Here is a 19,003-nt window from a genome sequence, read left to right as displayed (position 1 = left end):
GCGCCCAAACGAAAACGGTGCGCAATGCGCACCGTTTTTAGACCGCGAAGCCTTCAGGCCTGGACCGCGGCTTCTTCCTTGTGAGCGTTGTGCAGCACTTCGATCAGGCAATCTTCCAGTTCGAAGCGCTCATGCAGCAAGCCACCCAGCTCCTTGAATTTCTCCGCGACGCATTTGCCTTCATCGCACAGGTCATTGAACGCCAGCAGTTTCTCGGTGATGACGTCGATTCGCGGATAGATCTGCTCGGCGAGTTCCAGGCCGCGCTTGTCGTTGAAGGCCTTGGCTTCGCCCGTCAGTTGTTCGTAGATCTCGAAATGACCGGCCGACACATAGTCGACCAGTACACCGCAGAACTCCTGCAAGGGTTTGCGGCTTTCGCTCAGCACTTCAGGCTTGTCGCCAAGGGCGTCGTAGGCTCGAACCAGCTCGTGACGCTCCTGCAACCAACGATCGATCAGCAGATGCACCCCACCCCAGCGTTCCTGAGCATTCTGACAACTTTCGAGCATGGTGATTTCTTCCCTTGTGAGTCATGCCCCTCGCAGCCTGCATACGCCTGAATGTTCAGGGACAAGCCAGACACAACATGATCGAGTGGCACAATTCCAATAACACGTGCGGGCCAGATTATGCCCGCACGACAACCGCTTCAAGGTACGCAGGAGATAAAGTTCATACAAGTGTTTAATCCACGGCCCGGGCCAACTGCGATGTATCGCCGCCGAGCGGTCGTGCCAGAGCATTGCGGACAAGGCGCAGCAGCAAGCAGGTCATCGCGACAGACACCGCAAGAAAAAACAACAGGCTCCATTCCGGGATGCTCAGGCCGAACAGCGTCCAGGAGATATTCGCGCAGTCAACCGCACCATCGAGGACGCGATGCAGCGCATACCACCAGGATTGCGCCCGGCTGAACGGCCCCACGCAATCAGCTAATAGCTGGATCGAACGACTCTGGATCAGGACCTGATGCCACGCCAACGTCATTCCCCCCGACGAAAATACCCATGCCGTGACGCCATAGAAAATGCTGCCCTTGCGCCTTGGGCCGTGCACGCAAGCCACGAGGCTGTTCACCAGGAACAGCATCAGGCATATACGCTGCAAGACACAGAGGCTGCATGGCGTCAGGCCGACCGAATATTCCAGGTAACTGGCGATGCCCAGGGCCAGGGCCGCGGCGATGGAAGCCATGAGAAACACGAAGCGTGAGCAAGCCGAAAACATGGCGATTCCGTAACAGAAGAGACAAGTAGTTACGGTAGAGGAAAGCCCTCGGGCCTTTCAAGGCGGGGCCACGCAGACACTTCACCAGGGATGTAGGGAATTCCCGACAGAGACAACAGGACTTAGTACCAGCCGCTGTAGGACTTTGCTGATGGCAGTGCTAAATGCCTCCAGACTCACAGAGATCAGCGGCGGCTGATGATCCTCTGAGGGATCAATCCCGTGGCGAGGAAGCTTGCTCCCTCGCCACGGGCCCAGGCGCGCTTCAGTTGGACACGACCTGCGCCGAAACCGGCAGTGGCGCGGCCAACAGGCGCTCGTCCAACAGCCCCAACCCTTCCTGGAACAATTGATTGCTGCGCTCGGCATCGCCCAGTTGCGCCAGCAGCCGCGCCAGCTCGGCGCAGGCTTCAGGGTTGCGCTGGACTCGTAGGCTGCTTTCCAGGTAATCCCGCGCCTTGCCCCACAAACTGTTTTGCAAGCAGAGACGCCCCAGCGTGAGCAGCAGGCTCGGATCGGCCGGATGGTCCTTGAGCCAACCTTCAGCGGTCTGCAGTTGTCGAGTCGGATCGCTGCCGCGCACCAACCCGTACAGACGCGCCAGATGGCTGTCGTAGTGACGCTTGAGTGCAACTCGTAACACCTCTTCGGCCTCGACCTGGGCCCCGAGCTGCCGCAATTGCTCGGCGTAAGCCAACACCAGCGCCGGCTCCTGGCGCTGGGCCGAGGTCAGTTGCTGCCAGGCGCGGTTCAGCGATTGCAGACCAACACTGCCATCCTCTTCACGGTGGGCCGCCAGGGTGAGGTTCTCGCCCCATGCCCGACGCTCCAGTTCAGCCAGTTCAGCGGCGGGCAGCACCTTGTCCTTGCGCAGCTCCGGCAACAGCCGGATCACTGCCGACCAGTCACCGCGCTGCTGATGCAGCCGTTGCAACTGACGCAGGGTCTGGGCGTTGTGGGGGTGACGCTCATGCATGGCTTGCAGCGTACCCAATGCACCTTCGGTATCACCCCGGTCGGTCTGCAACTGCGCGTGCGTCAGCGCGATCGCCAACTCTGCCTGGGGCTGACGTTCCAGGGCGCGCTCCAGCAGACTGTCGCTTTGCTCGTAAAGCCCCTGTTCATTCGCCGCTCGGGCAGCACCCAGGTAATACAGCAGCGGCTGGCGTTCGGCCTCGGCGGCACGGTGCAGGTGCCGCTGGGCGCTGGCCCAACGACCTTCGGCCAGGTCCAACTGGCCGTGTTCGATCGCCACTTGCACGCGACGGCTGCGGTTGCGCCGCGACCATGGGTTGACCACGCCACCGGAGGTGGTCACCAGCCCGATCAAGGCGCTCACGCCCTTCCACACCAGCCAGAGCAGTGCCACCAGCGCCAGGGTGACCCACAGGCCGGCTTCGTAACGAAAGTTCTTGTACGCCACCAGCACGTAACCCGAATGCTCGGCGATCGCCATGCCCAACAACGCGGCAGCAGCGATGACCACGAACAGAATCACGTAGAGACGCTTCATGGCGTGGTCTCCTGCGTGCCCGGTTTGGGCAGCGGCTTGACCGATTCTTCGGCATTCAGGTTGCGCCGCTCAAGGTAGGCCTGGACGCTGCTCAGGGTGCCCGTCAGGTCCGGCGTGACCACGGTCACTGGCTGGCTGGACAGCTCGGCCACGCGATCGAGCATGATTTTGCTTTGCGGGTTGTCCTGGTTGAAGTTGTGCTTCAACACGTCCCGCGCCTCGGTCAGCGCCTGGGTATACACCGGCGCTTGTCCATTAAGAGCGGCCCATTGCGCCTGCTCCAGCGCCAGGCTCAAGGCCAGGCGCACCTGCATCAGGCTTTGCCCGGCCAGGAGCGGACGGACGTTTTCATCGGCATTGAAATCGATGCGGATGTAACGCGAGAGCTGGTCCCACCACTGCGCCCACCGGCTGGCACCGTCGCCATCGGCGGTCAGGCCCAGCAGGGATTCACCGCGGTCCTTGTATTCCGGCGCCAGCTCAGTGAGCTGCTGCACCTGTTCACGCAGGGCGCCCAGTTGCAGGAACAGCCCGGTGCGATCCGGTTGCTCGGTGCTGCGCAGTGCAGCGAGGGTCTTTGCCAGCTGTTCACGGGCAGCGAACGACCCGGGGTCGTCCTGCTCGCGCAGGATTTCGTCAGCGCCCTGGACCAGGGCCTGAGCGCTGTTGATGTCCTGCAGGGCGGAAAGACGCAGGCTGGCGAGACGCAACAGGTGCTCGGCCTCTGCCAGGCGCCAGTCCTTGCGGCTGGCACCGAGCACGGTTTCCAGGCGCTGGTTCAAGTGCTGCTGATCGCCTTGCAGCTGGGCCACCAGGCGCCGCCGCTCCTCCAGCTCTTCGGCAGGGGGTAACTGGGCCAGGCGCTCGGTCAGGCGTTGCTCGTTGAGCTTGAGGGTCTGGGCCTGATCGTTCAGTGCCTGGACCTGGGCGGACTGCTGTTGGGTGTTGGCTTGCAGATGACGCATCTGCCATACGCCCCAACCCCCTACGGCCACGCCGGCAGCACCCAGCAACAACGCGATAATTGCCAGCCCGTTGCCACGACGCGGCGCCACGGTGGCCGGACTTTCAATCGGCGCATCGAGCGCCGGCTGGTTTTGATCTTCTTTTGGCAAGGCTGTTTCGCTCACGTATCCATCCTTTGCATTAGAAAACGGCACGGAGTGTGCCCGTAACGCCGCCAGCAAAGCCGCGGCATTGGCGCCACGGCAATCCACAACTGTTCGGGCCCCGGCGGCACGCGCCATCTCGGCAACCCTTGGGCTTGGAACAAACAACGGTAACCGCGCCAGCGCCGGCCACGCATCGCCGGCCAACCGCTGCAGATGCTCCAGGCCCTGCCCACTGCTGACCACCAGCGCGTTCAAGCGTTCCGCTTCAACCCTCGCCAGCAACTCCCCTGCGGCGTAACGCGGCACGTCGCGTCGGTACAACTCCAGGTAATCGACACTAGCACCTTGCTCGCGCAAACGCTCTGCCAGCAAGCCGCGCCCGCCCTCGCCGCGCACGATCAAGACCCGTGGATCGGGGCGGCTGACCGCCTGGCGCAGCGTCGCAAGTTCGAGCAAGGCTTCGCTGTCGTCACCGTTATCGGGATAGAACACGCTGAGGCCGGCGTCGGCAAGGATCTGTCCAGTGGCGGCCCCCACGCTGAACCAGGGCAGGTCGGGGGGCTCAGGCCAGTATTGACGCAGCCGCTCGACGCACAGGCGCGCGGCGGGTTTGCTGACCACGATCACCGCGCAATATTGGTCGAGTGCCTGAAGGATAATCCGCCCGGCATCGGACAGCGGGATCGGCTCGATCGCCAGCAACGGCAGGCTGCTGCTGAATATGCCCGCGTCGGCGAGAACCGCCGCCAAGACCGACGATTCGTCCTCTGGCCGGGTGAGCAGCAGTCGCCAGCCCGTCACGCGGGGCCAGCCTCGCCGTAGACCGCCTTGAGAATGTCGGCGGCGCCCTGGCTCAGCAGGTCTTCGGCTACCCGCACGCCCAGCGCCTCGGCGTCGCGGTGCGGCGCCCGGGCTTGGGCACTGATCAGCCGGCCGCCGTTCGGATCCCCCACCAGGCCACGCAACCAGACCTGCTCGCCTTCCAGCACGGCGTAACAGGCAATCGGCACCTGGCAGCCGCCATTGAGGTGTTTGTTGAGGGCGCGTTCGGCGAAAACCCGGGTGGCCGTATCTGCATGGTGCAGCGGCGCCAGCAGCGCGTGGATATCGCTGTCGGCGCTGCGGCACTCGATGCCCACCGCCCCTTGCCCACCGGCCGGCAGGCTGTCGTCGACGCTGATGGCCGTGGTAATGCGGTCTTCAAAGCCCAGGCGGATCAGGCCGGCGGCAGCGAGGATGATCGCGTCATACTCACCGGCATCGAGCTTGGCCAGGCGCGTGTTGACGTTGCCACGCAGGAAACGGATCTGCAGGTCAGGGCAACGGGTCAGCAACTGCGCCTGGCGACGCAGGCTGGAGGTGCCCACCACGCTCCCGGCAGGCAGTGCTTCCAGGCTGGCAAACGTGTTGGACACGAACGCATCGCGCGGATCTTCCCGCTCGCAGATACAAAACAGGCCCAGGCCTTCGGGGAAATCCATGGGCACGTCTTTCATCGAATGCACGGCGATGTCGGCTTCGTTATCCAGCAAGGCAGTTTCAAGTTCCTTGACGAACAACCCCTTGCCGCCGATTTTCGACAAGGGCGAGTCCAGCAGTTTGTCGCCGCGACTGACCATGGGCACCAGGGTCACGATCAACCCGGGATGAGCGGCTTCCAGGCGGGATTTGACGTATTCGGCCTGCCAGAGGGCCAGGGCACTTTTACGGGTGGCGATGCGGATCTCGCGAGGGGACATGGATCAATCCGTACTTAAAAGATACGGCAGATAATAACAGCTCAGTCAAAACCGCTTTGACTTGAATCACGACCCCAAGGCCTCCCTGGCCGCCAATGTCCTGGCATTGAAAGTCTGCAGCGCCCCGCAATCCGGGCTAAAGCTGCTGCATCATCTTGCGCACGCCGGCCACGTGCCGTCGGCTGACAATCAACGCATCGCCATTGAGGCCTTTGAGGAATAGCTGGAAATGCCCAAGGGGAGTGCGTTGCAAACGCTCGATCCGCTCGCGGGCCACCAGGGCATTGCGGTGGATCCGGACAAACCGCTCGCCAAACTCGTCCTCAAGGGCCTTGAGCGGCTCGTCCAGCAACACCTCGCCACTCTCATGGCGCAAGGTCACGTATTTATGGTCGGCAATGAAGTAGACCACCTGGTTCAGCGGGATCAGTTCGATGCCCTTGCGGGTTCGCGCGCTGATGTGGCTGCGAGGGCCGCTGCCGCTTTCGGCGGCCGGTCGGGTCAGCGCCGCCAGTTGCACCCGGTTGGGCCGCTCGGCCTTGCGCAAGGCGTCAATCAACGCCTCGGACGCCACCGGTTTGATCAGGTAGCCCACGGCACCAGCCTGCAACAACTCGGGTGCAAAGTCGTCCCGGGTGGTGCAGAACACCACCGCGGGCGGTGACTCTCGTTCGCACAACTTCGCCGCGACCTGCAGGCCATCCAGGCCAGGCATGCGAATGTCGAGCAGCACGATATCCGGCTTGTGGCTGTCAATAAGGGCCAACGCCTCTTCGCCATTGGTGGCGCTCGGCTCCAGGACACTGTAACCCTCGAGTTCGCCGACCATTCGGCTCAGGCGCTCGCGGGCCAGTGGTTCGTCATCAACGATCAGGACATTCATATTGCGCTGGATTCCTGCGTGAGTCTCGCACAAGGATAGCGTAGACAGGGGAAGTGACATCCGTCACCGCGATCCACGCTAAGACTCGCTCGAGGGCCAAAAAGTGCCGCGAGGCGGTTGCCTATCTTTACCAGCGCTTGCCTACCGATGCTCGAGGCCTGTTGTCGCACGGCGCCGCCGTAGGGATTGTTCATTCTCGATCTGACCAATATTGAGCACCCCCCTGATTGATTCGACCCATGCGCCCTGATGGAAAAGCACAACTCCTATCGTCCACTGTAGACGGTTGCAACGACGATATTGCTCAATCGAAAAATATCGTCGTGCAGAAACCTGCCCGGATGCCCGGGTCGTGCACAAAAAAACCTGGCGACCAGTGCCAGCGCCAGCCCCGGCAACCCTGCTATCATCCGCCGCAGCCTATAAGCGCATTTTTTCCACAGCCGATCACGAGCGAATTCATGAGCACTGACAAGACCAATCAGTCCTGGGGCGGCCGCTTCAGTGAACCCGTCGACGCCTTCGTCGCCCGCTTCACCGCCTCCGTCAACTTTGACCAGCGCCTGTATCGCCACGACATCATGGGTTCGATCGCCCACGCCACCATGCTGGCCAAGGTCGGCGTACTGACCGATGCCGAGCGTGACAGCATCATTGACGGCCTGAAGACCATCCAGGCTGAAATCGAGGCCGGCCAGTTCGACTGGCGCGTCGACCTTGAAGACGTGCACATGAACATCGAAGCGCGCCTGACCGACCGCATCGGCGTGACCGGCAAGAAACTGCACACCGGCCGCAGCCGCAACGACCAGGTCGCCACCGACATCCGCCTGTGGCTGCGCGACGAGATCGACCTGATCCTGGCCGAGATCACCCGCCTGCAAAAAGGCTTGCTGGAACAGGCCGAACGCGAAGCCGAGAGCATCATGCCCGGCTTCACCCACCTGCAGACTGCGCAACCGGTGACCTTCGGGCATCACATGCTGGCCTGGTTCGAGATGCTCAGCCGCGATTACGAGCGCCTGGTCGACTGCCGCAAACGCACCAATCGCATGCCTCTGGGCAGCGCCGCGCTGGCCGGCACCACCTACCCGATCGATCGCCAATACACCGCGCAGCTGCTGGGCTTCGACGCCGTGGGCGGTAACTCGCTGGATAATGTCTCGGACCGCGATTTCGCCATCGAATTCTGCGCCGCCGCGAGCATTGCGATGATGCACCTGTCGCGCTTCTCCGAAGAGCTGGTGTTGTGGACCAGCGCGCAATTCCAGTTCATTGACCTGCCAGACCGCTTCTGCACCGGCAGCTCGATCATGCCGCAAAAGAAAAACCCGGACGTGCCGGAACTGGTGCGTGGCAAGAGCGGCCGGGTGTTCGGCGCACTGATGGGCCTGCTGACGCTGATGAAAGGCCAACCGCTGGCGTACAACAAGGACAACCAGGAAGACAAGGAACCGCTGTTCGATGCCGCCGACACTCTGCGCGACTCGCTACGGGCCTTCGCCGACATGATCCCGGCCATCAGGCCCAAGCACGCGGTGATGCGCGAAGCGGCCCTGCGCGGTTTCTCCACCGCCACCGACCTGGCCGATTACCTGGTGCGCCGCGGCCTGCCGTTCCGCGACTGCCATGAAATCGTTGGTCATGCGGTGAAGTACGGCGTGGACAGCGGCAAGGACCTGGCGGAAATGAGCCTGGACGAACTGCGCCAGTTCAGCGACCAGATCGAACAGGACGTGTTTGCGGTGCTGACCCTCGAAGGCTCGGTCAATGCCCGTGACCACATCGGCGGCACCGCACCGGCGCAGGTCAAGGCTGCCGTCGTTCGTGGCCAGGCGTTGCTGGCCAGCCGCTAAGCGCTGAAAAGCATCGCGAGCAGGCTCGCTCCCACAATGGATCTCTGGGTGTTCACAAGATTGTGTTCACTGAAGATCCAAATGTGGGAGCGAGCCTGCTCGCGATGGCGGACTTCAATGCGCCACAACCCTCACTGCTTGGCAGCAATCATCGCCAAAAACCCCGGCATTGCCGCCTCCCTGTCCGCTGCGATGCGCTGCACATGCGGGTTCTGCTCCAGGCGTTCCATCAACGCCTTGGCCGCCGGCATATCCGCCAGCAGGTCGATGTCGAACAGTTTCCTGCCCACCTGTAAAGCCAGCGAAACACTGTAGAGAAAATACAGGTCGGCAATGCTCAGGCTGTCGCCCGCCACATAGGGCGCAAACTTGCCATGCCTGCCCAGCGAGGCGAACCCCAGCAATAATTCGGCCTTGGTTTTTTCCTTGATGGCATCGGCCACCGACATGCCGAAAAATGCCTCGGCATAACAAGCGCGCCCGGGCAGCTCGATGTACAGTTCGATCTCCCTGCACAGGGCCAATACCTGAGAGCGCTCGAACGGGTCGCTGGGCAGCAGGGCCTTGCCTGGCTGGGTCTGCTCGATGTATTCGAGGATCACACTGGTTTCGTTGACAAACCCGTGTTCGGTTTTCAACACCGGGACCTTGCCGCGCGGGCTGATGGCCAGCACCTCGGGGGTCTGGCTGCCATAGAACGGCACTTCCTCGAAGGGCACGCCCTTCTCCAGCAGCGCCAGCTTGACCATGTTGTAGTAGTTGCTGATACAGAAACCATAAAGCTTGAGCATTGCAGACGCCTCCGGGCCGTGTAGGGTTGGCAGCCTAGGGTTATAGACCGCCGGGGCACTTCGCGCCACAAGCAACACTCTGCTGAATGCAGGTAGACTGGCGACCTTTCTTACAGGAGCCTGCCATGAGCGAGCCAACCGACATCGACAGCGACGAAGAAGAGTTCGTCGAATCGACGCTGATCGAAGCCATTGAAAACCAGATCGAAAGCAACACTCCGCCAGCCGCCAAAGCCACCTTGAACAAGTTGACCCTGGTCGGTTATGAGCGTGAAGACATCCTCAATCTCATGGCCCATGTGCTGGCTTACGAGATCGACGCCATGCTCGATGAAGACCGCCCGTTCGATACCCAATGGTACGAAACCGCGCTGCGCGAACTGCCCGAGCTGCCGCCGCAAAGGCACTGAACCCACGGCCGTGGGAGGGACTGCCTCACACGCTGTGGGAGCAAGGCTTGCCCGCGATGAAGGCGGTGCGATCCCTCATGAATCGAGGCGCCTGTATCGCGAGCAAGCTTTGCTCCCCACAAAGCTCCATTGCACGAAAACGAAAAAAGCCTGCTTCTGACACTGGACAGCTCGGCCGAGTGCGCTCACCTTAGTGACGCTGTCGACCAATTCCTAGAAAGTCTGGAGTCCTTATGTCGCTTACCCCTGAGCTGGTTGCCGAACTGGAAATCCTCGCACTCTTCAACCTGGACAGTTCCCAGGAAGGTCTGAAAATTCATCAGACCGCTGCCCCTAAAGCGATTGCTGCCGCCCAACGCCTGTACGAAAAAGAGCTGATCAGCCAACCCGATGGTGGTTACCTGACCAGCCTGGGTCGGGACGCCGCACAGAATGTACAAACCGTCCTGACGATACTCAGCGTCCAAGAAGCCGCCTGATCCCCTGTCGCCCACGGAAATCTGCTTCGCCGGGTTTCCGCAGGCGCGGGCGCCTTGTGTGAAAAATCTGACATCCAAATCCTACTTTCGGCTTAAGAATTCCCGGGGCCGGACGCTAAACTCCCATCATCCCCGATCTTCCACGTTCGACGCCGCGAGCCGGTTTGAGCTGACATGACCCGCAACCACGAAATACGCCCTGATCTGGACGAGGGAATCGACCGCAAGGTCCTGAGCCAGTTGCGCGCACGTTTTCTCAAGCTCAACAGCGTCCGGATGGAACGTGCCCTGGAGGGTTTGTCATCGCGTCAGCAAGGCGTGTTGACGCTGCTGCCGCTGTTCTTCCACGTCAACCATCCGCTGTTGCCCGGCTACGTCTCCGGCAGCACGCCGGCGGGGCTGTCGAACTATGAGCCGGATGCCAGCGTTCTCGCCGAAGCCCAGCGGCTGACCCGTTCGTTTTCCTACAAGCCGCGCCACGGCACCAACCCGCCGCGACCGATTCTCGGCCTGTTCCTGATGGGCAGCCTCGGCACCCTGGCCCAGGCCGACCAGAGTGACATGGACGTGTGGGTTTGCCATGGACCGGACCTGAGCGACGACGAACTGGCCGAACTGCGCAGGAAATGCCAACTGTTGGAAGCCTGGGCGGCGACCCAGGGCGCCGAAGCGCATTTTTTTCTGATCGACCCGGCGCGTTTCGTCCGGGGCGACCGCGACAACCAGCTCAGCTCCGACGATTGCGGCACGACCCAGCATTACCTGCTGCTGGACGAGTTCTACCGCACCGCGATCTGGCTGGCCGGGCGCACCCCCATCTGGTGGCTGGTGCCGGTCTACGAGGAAGATAACTATGAGCAATACACCCACACATTGCTCTCCAAGCGTTTCATTCGCGCCGATGAGACGCTGGACCTGGGCCACTTGGCCTACATCCCGCCGGGAGAATTCATCGGCGCCGGGCTCTGGCAGTTGTTCAAAGGCATCGACTCGCCCTACAAGTCAGTGCTCAAGCTGTTGCTGACCGAGGTTTATGCCAGCGAACACCCGAATGTGCGCTGCCTGAGCCTGCGCTTCAAACAAGCGGTGTTCGCCAATCGCCTGGACCTGGACGAGCTGGACCCGTACATGGTGGTTTACCGCCGTCTCGAGGAATACCTCAACGCTCGCGGCGAACCCGAACGCCTGGAATTGATCCGCCGAGCGCTGTACTTGAAGGTCAACCGCAAGCTGACCGGCCAGGGCCGCAGCAGCGGCTGGCAACGGGTGCTGCTCGAACGGCTTGCCCGGGAATGGGGTTGGGACCCGCGTCAACTGGCGCTGCTGGACAGCCGCAGCCAGTGGAAGGTGCGCCAGGTCAGCCATGAGCGGCGGGCGCTGGTCAACGAACTGACCCACAGTTACCGCTTCCTGACCCAGTTCGCCCGTACGGAGAAAACCGTCAGCCTGATCAACAAGCGCGACCTGAACGTGCTCGGTCGGCGCCTGTATGCAGCATTCGAACGCAAGGCCGACAAGGTCGAAGTCATCAATCCCGGCATCGCCCCGGACCTGGCCGAAGACACCCTGACGCTGGTCCAGTCGCCCAACAAGAAAGAACCGGGGCAGAACCAGTGGGGCCTGTACAACGGCAGCCTCAATGCCCTGGAATGGGAAAACTTCGCGCCGATCAAGCGCAGCCGCGAGTTGCTGGAACTGCTGACCTGGTGCCATCGCAACGGCGTGATCGACAGCAGCACGCGCCTGGCCCTGCATCCGGGCAGCAGCGACCTGAGCGAGTTCGAACTGTTCAACCTGCTGGGCAGCCTGCAACAGTCCATCGCCCTGCCCTTGGGCACGGTCGATGAAGAACAGCTCTTGCGGGCCAGCGTACCGGGTGAAGTGCTGATCCTGGTGAACGTCGGTGTCGACCCGCTCAAGCATCACCGTGACCTCAATATCCTGATGACCACCGAGCGCACCGACTCCCTGAGCTATGCCGGGGTCCGGGAAAACCTGGTGCTGACCCTCGACCAGGTCACGCTCAACAGCTGGAACGAGGTGCTGGTCAACCGTTTTGACGGTGAGCACGCGCTGCTCGACTGCCTGCGCGACTACCTCAACGACCTGCCCGCCACGCAGCGCCAGCCGCACCTGCAGGTACGCTGCTTCTGCCACAACCGGGCGCAGTTCATTGCGCGTCGGGTTGAAGAAGTCTTCGAAACCGCGCAGACCCTGTTATTGAGCAAGCTCAACTACCGCTACCTGTTGCAGGTCCAGCAGCACTATCACGTACTGGAACTGGTGCCCGGCCAGGTCAATCACGTGGCGCTGGGCAGCCAGTCGGCGTTGATGGACTACCTGGGCGAAGAGTTGACTGCCTACAGCCCGCTGCACCTGGACTCGATGGCTCTGGAAGACCACGACCTGGCGCTGGTCCTGCCCATGGGGCAGCCCGAGTGCATCCAGGTGTTCTACCGGGTCAACGAAGACGATGCCGATCTGTACGTGCTCGATGAGCTCAATGCCCTCTGGCAGCAGCGTTTGCCGTATCACGACGAGCACAGCCTGCTGGTGCCGTTGCAGCGCTTTCTGCAATCAGTGCTGTATCGCCGCGACGCCCTGTTGCCGATGGATGCCGCCCAGCCGCTGACCCTGGAAACCCTGTATTACCAGCTTCTTCCACCAGGCAACGGGCGGGCACGGCGGATCGAGGCACGGCAGGCGCCGCAGACGCCGGAGAACAAGCCGTTCTACGACGTGCAGGCGATCATCGGCAAAGCGACCCACGGGCAGGTGCACGTCACGCTGTATTGCGATCAGCAGGAATTTTCCGAACTGGAACATGGCGACCAGCTGTTCCGGGTGGTCGCCAGGGAGATCGTCGGGCAGCGCCGCGAGGCCCAGCGCTATCGCTGCTACATCACCGATCTGGATCTCTCCGGCCTGGTGGGTGATGGTGCCTGCTCGAGCAATCTGTACCTGCGCTACAAGGCCGATCTTGAACGCGCCCTGAACGAGGCGCTGGCCCTGGCCTGAAGGGCCCGGGCACTCAGAGGTGGAAGTCACCACCGGCTTCGGGCTGGTACTCGACGTCGAGCAATGTCAGCTTCAGGGTCTTGCCGCCCGGGGCCGGCCAGTCGATGTGCTGGCCGACCTTCAGGCCCAGCAACGCACTGCCCACAGGTGCCAGGATCGAGATCCTGCCTTCGTCGGCGTTGGCGTCCTGGGGGTAAACCAGCGTCAGGTGATAATCCTTGCCACTGCTTTCTTCGCGGCAGTGCACGCGCGAGTTCATGGTCACGACATCGGCGGGCACTTCATCGTGGCCCACCAGGGTCTCGGCGCGGTCCAGTTCGGTCTGCAACGCAATGACGCCCGGCAGCGTTTCATCCAGGCTGTCGATCAGGCGCTCCAGACGCTGGACGTCCAGGCGGGTAAGGGTGATGGAAGGTACGGTCATGATCCTGGCAGACTCCTTTCTTCTGCACGAAAAAAGCAAAACCCCGCCACAAGAAGACGGGGTTTTCACGGGCCTCGATGGGTTGAGGCGTTGCCGGACACTACCACAGCTCAATAAATAAACAACCCGGGCCAGGCAGATGCACGCTTGCCGGGTCAGACAGCTCCCACAAGTACTGCATTCACTGTCGATGCTTGCGTTCGAGCGCCTCGGCACAGATCACCCGCCGACGCTCGTCATCGGCCGAGCGCCATTCGCGGATGTCCTCCACGTGGCGGAAGCAGCCGAGGCAAACCTTGCGTTCATCCAGTTTGCACACGCTGGTACAGGGTGACGGTACGGCCGGGCTGACGTTGCTGTAGAGCGGCTTGGGCGGCCGGGCCGGGGCGGTCTGGCTCACGCGGTCACAGGCCTTCGAAATCGAGTTTCACCCCGGCCTGCGTCTCGACGATGCGCTCGAGCATTTCACCCAACTGCTCCTCGCTCTTGTCGCACATCCAGCGCTCGCTTTCCTCGTCGTAGTCGAAGTGGAAACCACCGGACACCGCCGCCAGCCACAACTGGCGCAGCGGTTCCTGGCGACTGAAGATCAACTGGCTGCCGTTTTCGAACTTGACGGAGAGCACACCGGCGGAGCTTTCCAGGTCGATGTCCAGCTCACTGTCGTCGAACACATCTTCCAGCGTTTGCTGGGTCGCATCGACCAGATCGTGGAAACGGGCTTCAGTCAAACTCATTGCGGCAACCTCGAAAATGTCAGCTCATGCTCAAGCGCCGCAAGATACGGGCGCGGCCGGATGATTGCAAAGGATAACCCATCGACGACCAGCAGCGCCGCCGGACGGGTGCCCCGTTGCATAGGCAAGGCGCCGGGTGGCCGGTATACTCCGGCGCAATTAATGCATTTTCAAGGATTTCGCCATGAAGCGCCTGATCTCTTCCCTTGCTGCGCTCGTCGCGGTTGCCTGCCTCGTCACCGCCTGCGGTCAAAAAGGTCCGCTGTACCTGCCTGATGACAGCAAGTCCCCTGAAGAGCAGGCCAAGTCGTCGCAATCCAAGGCCCACGCGCACGACACCCACTCCACCACTTACTAAGGGAACGCCATGGACGCTTTTAACTACCGTGGCGGGGAACTGTTCGCGGAAGGGGTTGCCCTGTCCGCGATCGCAGAACGTTTCGGCACGCCGACCTACGTCTATTCCCGTGCCCATATCGAAGCCCAGTACCTGGCCTTCGCCGATGCCCTCGCCGGCATGCCGCACCTGGTGTGTTTCGCCGTCAAGGCCAACTCCAACCTGGGTGTGCTCAATGTCCTGGCACGCCTGGGCGCCGGTTTCGATATCGTTTCCGGGGGCGAACTCGAACGCGTCCTGGCCGCCGGCGGCGGCGCCGACAAGATCGTGTTCTCCGGCGTCGGCAAGACCCGTGAAGACATGCGCCGCGCCCTGGAAGTCGGCGTGCACTGCTTCAACATCGAATCCACCGACGAGCTTGAGCGTCTGCAAATCGTCGCCGCCGAGCTGGGCGTTCGCGCGCCGATCTCCCTACGCGTGAACCCGGACGTCGACGCCGGTACCCATCCGTACATTTCCACCGGTCTCAAGGAAAACAAGTTCGGCATCGCCATCGCCGACGCCGAAGACGTCTACGTGCGCGCCGCCCAACTGCCGAACCTGGAAGTGCTCGGCGTCGATTGCCACATCGGCTCGCAGCTGACCACCCTGGAACCCTTCATCGATGCCCTCGACCGCCTGCTGGCGCTGGTCGACCGTCTCGGCGATTGCGGCATCTACCTGCGCCACATCGACCTCGGCGGCGGTGTCGGCGTGCGCTACCGCGACGAAGAGCCGCCGTTGGTGGCCGACTACATCAAGACCGTGCGCGAGCGCCTCGAAGGTCGCGACCTGGCGCTGATGTTCGAGCCGGGTCGCTACATCGTGGCCAATGCCGGCGTGCTGCTGACCGAGGTCGAATACCTCAAGCACACCGAGCACAAGGATTTCGCCATCGTCGACGCGGCCATGAACGACCTGATCCGCCCGGCGCTGTACCAGGCCTGGATGGACGTGACGGCCGTGCGCCCACGCGATACCGCTGCCCGCAGCTACGACATCGTCGGGCCGATCTGTGAAACCGGTGACTTCCTGGCCAAGGGCCGGGAGCTGGCACTGGAAGAAGGCGATCTGCTGGCAGTGCATTCAGCGGGGGCCTATGGGTTTGTCATGAGTTCCAACTACAACACCCGCGGCCGTTGCGCCGAGGTGCTGGTGGACGGTGACCAAGCCTTCGAAGTGCGTCGCCGCGAGACGGTAGCCGAGTTGTTCGCCGGCGAAAGCCTGCTGCCGGAGTAAAACCATGCTGCTGCGTTTTACCAAGATGCACGGCCTGGGCAATGACTTCATGGTCCTCGACCTGGTCAGCCAGCACGCACACATCCTGCCCAAACACGCCAAGCAATGGGGCGATCGCCACACCGGCATTGGCTTCGACCAGTTGCTGATTGTCGAGGCGCCCAATAACCCGGATGTGGACTTCCGTTACCGGATCTTCAACGCCGACGGTTCGGAAGTGGAACAATGCGGCAACGGCGCGCGCTGCTTCGCCCGCTTCGTGCTGGACAAGCGCCTGACCGCCAAGCGGCAGATCCGTGTCGAGACCAAAAGCGGCATCATCGAACTGGATGTGCGCAGTGACGGCCAGATCGGCGTCAACATGGGCGCTCCGCGCCTGGTACCGGCGGATATTCCATTCCAGGCGCCGGCCCAGGCGTTGAGCTATCAGATCGACGTCGACGGCACTCCGGTGGAGCTGGCGGCGGTGTCCATGGGCAACCCCCATGCCGTGTTGCGGGTGACCGATATCAACAGCGCGCCGGTGCATGCACTGGGGCCGAAAATCGAACACCACCCACGCTTCCCCGCGCGGGTGAACGTCGGTTTCCTGCAAGTCATCGACCGTCACCGCGCGCAATTGCGCGTATGGGAGCGCGGCGCCGGGGAAACCCAGGCCTGCGGTACCGGCGCCTGTGCGGCGGCCGTTGCGGCGATCAGCCAGGGGTGGATGGATTCGCCCTTGTTGATCGACCTGCCCGGCGGGCGCCTGTCCATCGAATGGGCGGGCCCCGGCCAACCGGTGATGATGACCGGTCCGGCAGTACGCGTATACGAAGGACAAGTTCGTCTTTGAGTGAGCCAACCCCATGACCGACACGCCACAGGTTCCAGCCCCGCAGCCCGACGAATTGCCGAGTCAGCTTCCAGAAGCCGCGGCCGTGGCCGCTTACCTGGAGGCTCACCCGGACTTCTTCGTCGAGCATGAAGAGTTGCTGGCGACAATGCGCATCCCCCACCGGCGCGGCGACACCGTGTCGCTGGTGGAGCACCAGATGAAGATCCTGCGCGAGCGCAACATCGAGATGCGCCACCGTCTTTCACACCTGATGGACGTGGCCCGGGACAATGACCGGCTCTTCGACAAGACCCGTCGGCTGATCCTGGCCCTGATGGACGCCAGCACCCTCGAAGACCTGGTGATGAGCGTCGAAGACAGCCTGCGCCAGGATTTCCAGGTGCCCTTTGTGAGCCTGATCCTGTTCGGCGACAACGCCATGCCGGTCGGCCGCTGGGTAACCCACGCCGAAGCGCAGACAGCCATTGGCGGCCTGCTCACGGAAAACAAAAGCGTCAGTGGCAGCCTGCGTGAACATGAACTGGACTTCCTGTTCGGTGAAGAACAGCGCAAGCAGATCGGTTCCACCGCAGTCGTCGCCATCGCCCATCAGGGCGTGCACGGCGTGTTGGCCATTGCCAGCCGCGACCCGCAGCACTACAAGAGTTCGGTGGGCACACTGTTCCTCAGCTACATCGCCGAAGTCACCGGCCGCGTGCTGCCACGGGTTGCCGGTTCGCTGCGCTCGGTACGCTGATGATGGAGCGACAACTGGACGCCTACTGCGAACACCTGCGCAGTGAGCGCCAGGTGTCGCCCCACACGCTGTCGGCCTATCGCCGTGACCTGGACAAAGTGCTGGGCTGGTGCCAGAAACAGAACATCGGCAGCTGGCAGGCACTGGACATCCAGCGCCTGCGCAGCCTGGTCGCCCGCTTGCATCAACAGGGGCAATCCTCCCGCAGCCTGGCGCGATTGCTGTCGGCGGTACGCGGCCTGTATCACTACCTGAACCGCGAAGGCCTCTGCGACCACGATCCGGCCACCGGGCTGGCGCCTCCCAAAGGCGAGCGCCGGCTGCCGAAAACCCTCGACACCGACCGGGCCCTGCAATTGCTTGAAGGCGCCGTCGAGGATGATTTCCTGGCGCGGCGGGACCAGGCGATTCTCGAGCTGTTCTACTCTTCCGGCCTCAGGCTTTCAGAGCTGACCGGGCTGAACCTGGATCAACTGGACCTGGCCGACGGCATGGTCCAGGTGCTCGGCAAGGGCAGCAAGACCCGCCTGCTGCCCATCGGCCGCAAGGCCCGTGAAGCCCTCGATCTGTGGCTGCCGCTGCGGGCGCTGACCAACCCCGCCGACGATGCGGTATTTGTCAGCCAACAGGGCCGGCGCCTTGGCCCGCGGGCAATTCAGGTACGAGTCAAGGCAGCTGGCGAACGTGAGCTGGGGCAGAACCTGCATCCGCACATGCTCCGGCATTCCTTTGCCAGCCACCTGCTGGAGTCCTCCCAGGACCTGCGCGCCGTCCAGGAATTGCTCGGCCACTCGGACATCAAGACCACACAGATCTATACCCACCTGGACTTCCAGCACCTGGCGACGGTCTATGACAGTGCCCATCCCAGGGCCAAACGCATCAAGGGCGACGAATCATGACCATCGAGCTCATCACTTTCGACCTGGACGACACCCTGTGGGACACCGCCCCGGTGATTGCCAGCGCCGAGGCCGTCTTGCGCCAGTGGCTGACCGACAACGCACCCAACCTGGGCGGCGTACCGGTAGAGCACCTCTGGGCGATTCGCGAACAGGTCCTGCGCGAAGAACCCGGCCTGAAGCACCGTATCAGCGCGTTGCGTCGGCGCGTGCTGTTCCGCGCGTTGCAAGAAGCCGGTTATGACCAGTGGCAGGCGTCGGAGCTGGCGGACCAGGGATTCGAAACGTTCCTGCATGCCCGTCATCAGCTGGAGATCTTTCCCGAGGTGCAGCCCACCCTGGAAATCCTCGCCAATCAGTTCGCCCTCGGCGTAGTCACCAACGGCAACGCCGACGTGCGCCGCCTGGGGCTGGCGGACTACTTCAAGTTTGCTCTGTGCGCCGAAGACATCGGCATCGCCAAGCCCGACGCCCGACTGTTTCACGAAGCCTTGCAACGCGGCGGCGCTACAGCACAAACCGCCGTGCACGTGGGCGATCACCCGGGCGATGACATCGCCGGCGCCCAACAGGCCGGCCTGCGCGCGGTGTGGTTCAACCCGACGGGCAAGGCCTGGGATGCCGAGCAGGCGCCGGACGCCGAGATTCGCAGCCTGACCGAATTGCCAGGGTTGTTGGCGGGCTGGCATCGCCAGCGCTGAGTCTGCAAACACCACTAAA

General features: G+C 62.6%; 20 protein-coding genes and 2 pseudogenes. 10 read left to right on the top strand and 12 right to left on the bottom strand.

Translation table 11 applies throughout. From position 1 onward, the window contains the following. Positions 1-53 precede the first annotated feature (53 nt). The 8 genes and pseudogenes from rsd to J7E36_RS03190 form a co-directional block, all read right to left on the bottom strand. A complete protein-coding gene (gene rsd, locus J7E36_RS03220; RefSeq protein WP_214999800.1) occupies positions 54-512 on the bottom strand; it encodes a sigma D regulator in 459 nt (152 codons plus the stop codon). A 175-nt stretch (positions 513-687) separates the two neighbouring features. Further along, a complete protein-coding gene (locus tag J7E36_RS03215) occupies positions 688-1,230 on the bottom strand; it encodes a disulfide bond formation protein B (protein WP_214999798.1) in 543 nt (180 codons plus the stop codon). Positions 1,231-1,495: 265 nt separating this feature from the next. Next, positions 1,496-2,743 carry a heme biosynthesis protein HemY gene (locus J7E36_RS03210; protein ID WP_214999796.1) on the bottom strand — a complete coding sequence of 416 codons (1,248 nt, stop codon included), beginning with the start codon at positions 2,741-2,743 and terminating at the stop codon, positions 1,496-1,498. Further along, positions 2,740-3,873 (bottom strand): uroporphyrinogen-III C-methyltransferase, encoded by a 1,134-nt coding sequence (locus tag J7E36_RS25185; RefSeq protein ID WP_231286329.1) that lies wholly within the window; start codon positions 3,871-3,873, stop codon positions 2,740-2,742. The genes J7E36_RS03210 and J7E36_RS25185 overlap by 4 nt, the downstream gene beginning before the upstream one ends. Before the next feature lie 36 nt (positions 3,874-3,909). Next, positions 3,910-4,656, bottom strand: a pseudogene (locus J7E36_RS25180) (uroporphyrinogen-III synthase); the annotation flags it as partial. Continuing rightward, complete coding sequence (gene hemC / locus J7E36_RS03200) at positions 4,653-5,594, bottom strand: hydroxymethylbilane synthase (protein ID WP_214999792.1); 942 nt, start codon at positions 5,592-5,594, stop codon at positions 4,653-4,655. The gene hemC and the pseudogene J7E36_RS25180, both read right to left, overlap by 4 nt. A gap of 136 nt (positions 5,595-5,730) precedes the next feature. Further along, the gene (locus tag J7E36_RS03195; protein ID WP_214999790.1) at positions 5,731-6,477 is read right to left on the bottom strand and encodes a LytR/AlgR family response regulator transcription factor; all 747 of its coding nucleotides are present in this window, start codon (positions 6,475-6,477) and stop codon (positions 5,731-5,733) included. Then, positions 6,474-6,626 (bottom strand): annotated as a pseudogene (locus J7E36_RS03190) (sensor histidine kinase); the annotation flags it as partial. The gene J7E36_RS03195 and the pseudogene J7E36_RS03190, both read right to left, overlap by 4 nt. A 312-nt stretch (positions 6,627-6,938) precedes the next feature. Here J7E36_RS03190 and argH point away from each other — a divergent pair. After that, on the top strand, positions 6,939-8,333 hold the full coding sequence (gene argH, locus J7E36_RS03185) for an argininosuccinate lyase (RefSeq protein WP_214999788.1): 1,395 nt from the start codon (positions 6,939-6,941) through the stop codon (positions 8,331-8,333). A 131-nt stretch (positions 8,334-8,464) separates the two neighbouring features. On the opposite strand, the gene J7E36_RS03180 is transcribed toward argH, so the two are convergent. Beyond that, positions 8,465-9,124: a glutathione S-transferase family protein gene (locus J7E36_RS03180; RefSeq protein WP_214999786.1), complete on the bottom strand. Its 660-nt coding sequence runs from the start codon at positions 9,122-9,124 to the stop codon at positions 8,465-8,467. A gap of 125 nt (positions 9,125-9,249) precedes the next feature. Here J7E36_RS03180 and J7E36_RS03175 point away from each other — a divergent pair, with 125 nt between their 5' ends. The 3 genes from J7E36_RS03175 to J7E36_RS03165 all read left to right on the top strand — a co-directional run bounded on the left by J7E36_RS03175 (position 9,250) and on the right by J7E36_RS03165 (position 13,031). After that, complete coding sequence (locus tag J7E36_RS03175) at positions 9,250-9,534, top strand: hypothetical protein (protein WP_214999784.1); 285 nt, start codon at positions 9,250-9,252, stop codon at positions 9,532-9,534. 233 nt (positions 9,535-9,767) lie between these two features. Beyond that, on the top strand, positions 9,768-10,013 hold the full coding sequence (locus tag J7E36_RS03170) for a TIGR02647 family protein (protein ID WP_214999781.1): 246 nt from the start codon (positions 9,768-9,770) through the stop codon (positions 10,011-10,013). A gap of 174 nt (positions 10,014-10,187) precedes the next feature. Beyond that, complete coding sequence (locus J7E36_RS03165; protein ID WP_214999780.1) at positions 10,188-13,031, top strand: class I adenylate cyclase; 2,844 nt, start codon at positions 10,188-10,190, stop codon at positions 13,029-13,031. 13 nt (positions 13,032-13,044) lie between these two features. Here J7E36_RS03165 and rnk read toward each other — a convergent pair whose 3' ends face one another. The 3 genes from rnk to cyaY form a co-directional block, all read right to left on the bottom strand. Then, positions 13,045-13,455 carry a nucleoside diphosphate kinase regulator gene (gene rnk, locus J7E36_RS03160; protein WP_214999777.1) on the bottom strand — a complete coding sequence of 137 codons (411 nt, stop codon included), beginning with the start codon at positions 13,453-13,455 and terminating at the stop codon, positions 13,045-13,047. A 181-nt stretch (positions 13,456-13,636) separates the two neighbouring features. Beyond that, complete coding sequence (locus J7E36_RS03155) at positions 13,637-13,855, bottom strand: DUF1289 domain-containing protein (protein WP_214999775.1); 219 nt, start codon at positions 13,853-13,855, stop codon at positions 13,637-13,639. A 4-nt stretch (positions 13,856-13,859) separates the two neighbouring features. Continuing rightward, positions 13,860-14,192 carry an iron donor protein CyaY gene (gene cyaY / locus J7E36_RS03150; protein ID WP_214999773.1) on the bottom strand — a complete coding sequence of 111 codons (333 nt, stop codon included), beginning with the start codon at positions 14,190-14,192 and terminating at the stop codon, positions 13,860-13,862. 184 nt (positions 14,193-14,376) lie between these two features. Here cyaY and lptM point away from each other — a divergent pair, with 184 nt between their 5' ends. The 6 genes from lptM to J7E36_RS03120 are packed head-to-tail and all read left to right on the top strand — an operon-like array spanning position 14,377 to position 18,984. Beyond that, positions 14,377-14,550 carry an LPS translocon maturation chaperone LptM gene (gene lptM / locus J7E36_RS03145; protein WP_214999771.1) on the top strand — a complete coding sequence of 58 codons (174 nt, stop codon included), beginning with the start codon at positions 14,377-14,379 and terminating at the stop codon, positions 14,548-14,550. 9 nt (positions 14,551-14,559) lie between these two features. After that, on the top strand, positions 14,560-15,807 hold the full coding sequence (gene lysA, locus J7E36_RS03140) for a diaminopimelate decarboxylase (RefSeq protein WP_214999769.1): 1,248 nt from the start codon (positions 14,560-14,562) through the stop codon (positions 15,805-15,807). A 4-nt stretch (positions 15,808-15,811) separates the two neighbouring features. Continuing rightward, positions 15,812-16,642, top strand: a complete 831-nt coding sequence (dapF, locus tag J7E36_RS03135) for a diaminopimelate epimerase (RefSeq protein ID WP_214999766.1) — start codon at positions 15,812-15,814, stop codon at positions 16,640-16,642. Positions 16,643-16,655: 13 nt separating this feature from the next. Continuing rightward, complete coding sequence (locus J7E36_RS03130; protein WP_214999764.1) at positions 16,656-17,381, top strand: DUF484 family protein; 726 nt, start codon at positions 16,656-16,658, stop codon at positions 17,379-17,381. Positions 17,382-17,383: 2 nt separating this feature from the next. Continuing rightward, on the top strand, positions 17,384-18,283 hold the full coding sequence (xerC, locus tag J7E36_RS03125) for a tyrosine recombinase XerC (RefSeq protein WP_214999842.1): 900 nt from the start codon (positions 17,384-17,386) through the stop codon (positions 18,281-18,283). After that, positions 18,280-18,984: an HAD family hydrolase gene (locus J7E36_RS03120; RefSeq protein ID WP_214999763.1), complete on the top strand. Its 705-nt coding sequence runs from the start codon at positions 18,280-18,282 to the stop codon at positions 18,982-18,984. The genes xerC and J7E36_RS03120 overlap by 4 nt, the downstream gene beginning before the upstream one ends. The last annotated feature ends 19 nt before the right edge of the window (positions 18,985-19,003 follow it).

Origin of the sequence: Pseudomonas fluorescens (assembly GCF_018614775.1) — a bacterium.
Lineage (GTDB): Bacteria > Pseudomonadota > Gammaproteobacteria > Pseudomonadales > Pseudomonadaceae > Aquipseudomonas > Aquipseudomonas fluorescens_BY.
The sequence above is the reverse complement of the archived record's forward strand: the minus strand, read 5'-3'. Positions and strand labels throughout refer to the sequence as shown.

What these genes read in the sequence shown, in the direction of transcription:
- rsd (WP_214999800.1), bottom strand. Translation starts at nt 512, where the DNA reads ATGCTCGAAAGTTGTCAGAATGCTCAGGAACGCTGGGGTGGGGTGCAT.
- J7E36_RS03215 (WP_214999798.1), bottom strand. Translation starts at nt 1,230, where the DNA reads ATGTTTTCGGCTTGCTCACGCTTCGTGTTTCTCATGGCTTCCATCGCC.
- J7E36_RS03210 (WP_214999796.1), bottom strand. Translation starts at nt 2,743, where the DNA reads ATGAAGCGTCTCTACGTGATTCTGTTCGTGGTCATCGCTGCTGCCGCG.
- hemC (WP_214999792.1), bottom strand. Translation starts at nt 5,594, where the DNA reads ATGTCCCCTCGCGAGATCCGCATCGCCACCCGTAAAAGTGCCCTGGCC.
- J7E36_RS03195 (WP_214999790.1), bottom strand. Translation starts at nt 6,477, where the DNA reads ATGAATGTCCTGATCGTTGATGACGAACCACTGGCCCGCGAGCGCCTG.
- argH (WP_214999788.1), top strand. Translation starts at nt 6,939, where the DNA reads ATGAGCACTGACAAGACCAATCAGTCCTGGGGCGGCCGCTTCAGTGAA.
- J7E36_RS03180 (WP_214999786.1), bottom strand. Translation starts at nt 9,124, where the DNA reads ATGCTCAAGCTTTATGGTTTCTGTATCAGCAACTACTACAACATGGTC.
- J7E36_RS03175 (WP_214999784.1), top strand. Translation starts at nt 9,250, where the DNA reads ATGAGCGAGCCAACCGACATCGACAGCGACGAAGAAGAGTTCGTCGAA.
- J7E36_RS03170 (WP_214999781.1), top strand. Translation starts at nt 9,768, where the DNA reads ATGTCGCTTACCCCTGAGCTGGTTGCCGAACTGGAAATCCTCGCACTC.
- J7E36_RS03165 (WP_214999780.1), top strand. Translation starts at nt 10,188, where the DNA reads ATGACCCGCAACCACGAAATACGCCCTGATCTGGACGAGGGAATCGAC.
- rnk (WP_214999777.1), bottom strand. Translation starts at nt 13,455, where the DNA reads ATGACCGTACCTTCCATCACCCTTACCCGCCTGGACGTCCAGCGTCTG.
- cyaY (WP_214999773.1), bottom strand. Translation starts at nt 14,192, where the DNA reads ATGAGTTTGACTGAAGCCCGTTTCCACGATCTGGTCGATGCGACCCAG.
- lptM (WP_214999771.1), top strand. Translation starts at nt 14,377, where the DNA reads ATGAAGCGCCTGATCTCTTCCCTTGCTGCGCTCGTCGCGGTTGCCTGC.
- lysA (WP_214999769.1), top strand. Translation starts at nt 14,560, where the DNA reads ATGGACGCTTTTAACTACCGTGGCGGGGAACTGTTCGCGGAAGGGGTT.
- dapF (WP_214999766.1), top strand. Translation starts at nt 15,812, where the DNA reads ATGCTGCTGCGTTTTACCAAGATGCACGGCCTGGGCAATGACTTCATG.
- J7E36_RS03130 (WP_214999764.1), top strand. Translation starts at nt 16,656, where the DNA reads ATGACCGACACGCCACAGGTTCCAGCCCCGCAGCCCGACGAATTGCCG.
- xerC (WP_214999842.1), top strand. Translation starts at nt 17,384, where the DNA reads ATGGAGCGACAACTGGACGCCTACTGCGAACACCTGCGCAGTGAGCGC.
- J7E36_RS03120 (WP_214999763.1), top strand. Translation starts at nt 18,280, where the DNA reads ATGACCATCGAGCTCATCACTTTCGACCTGGACGACACCCTGTGGGAC.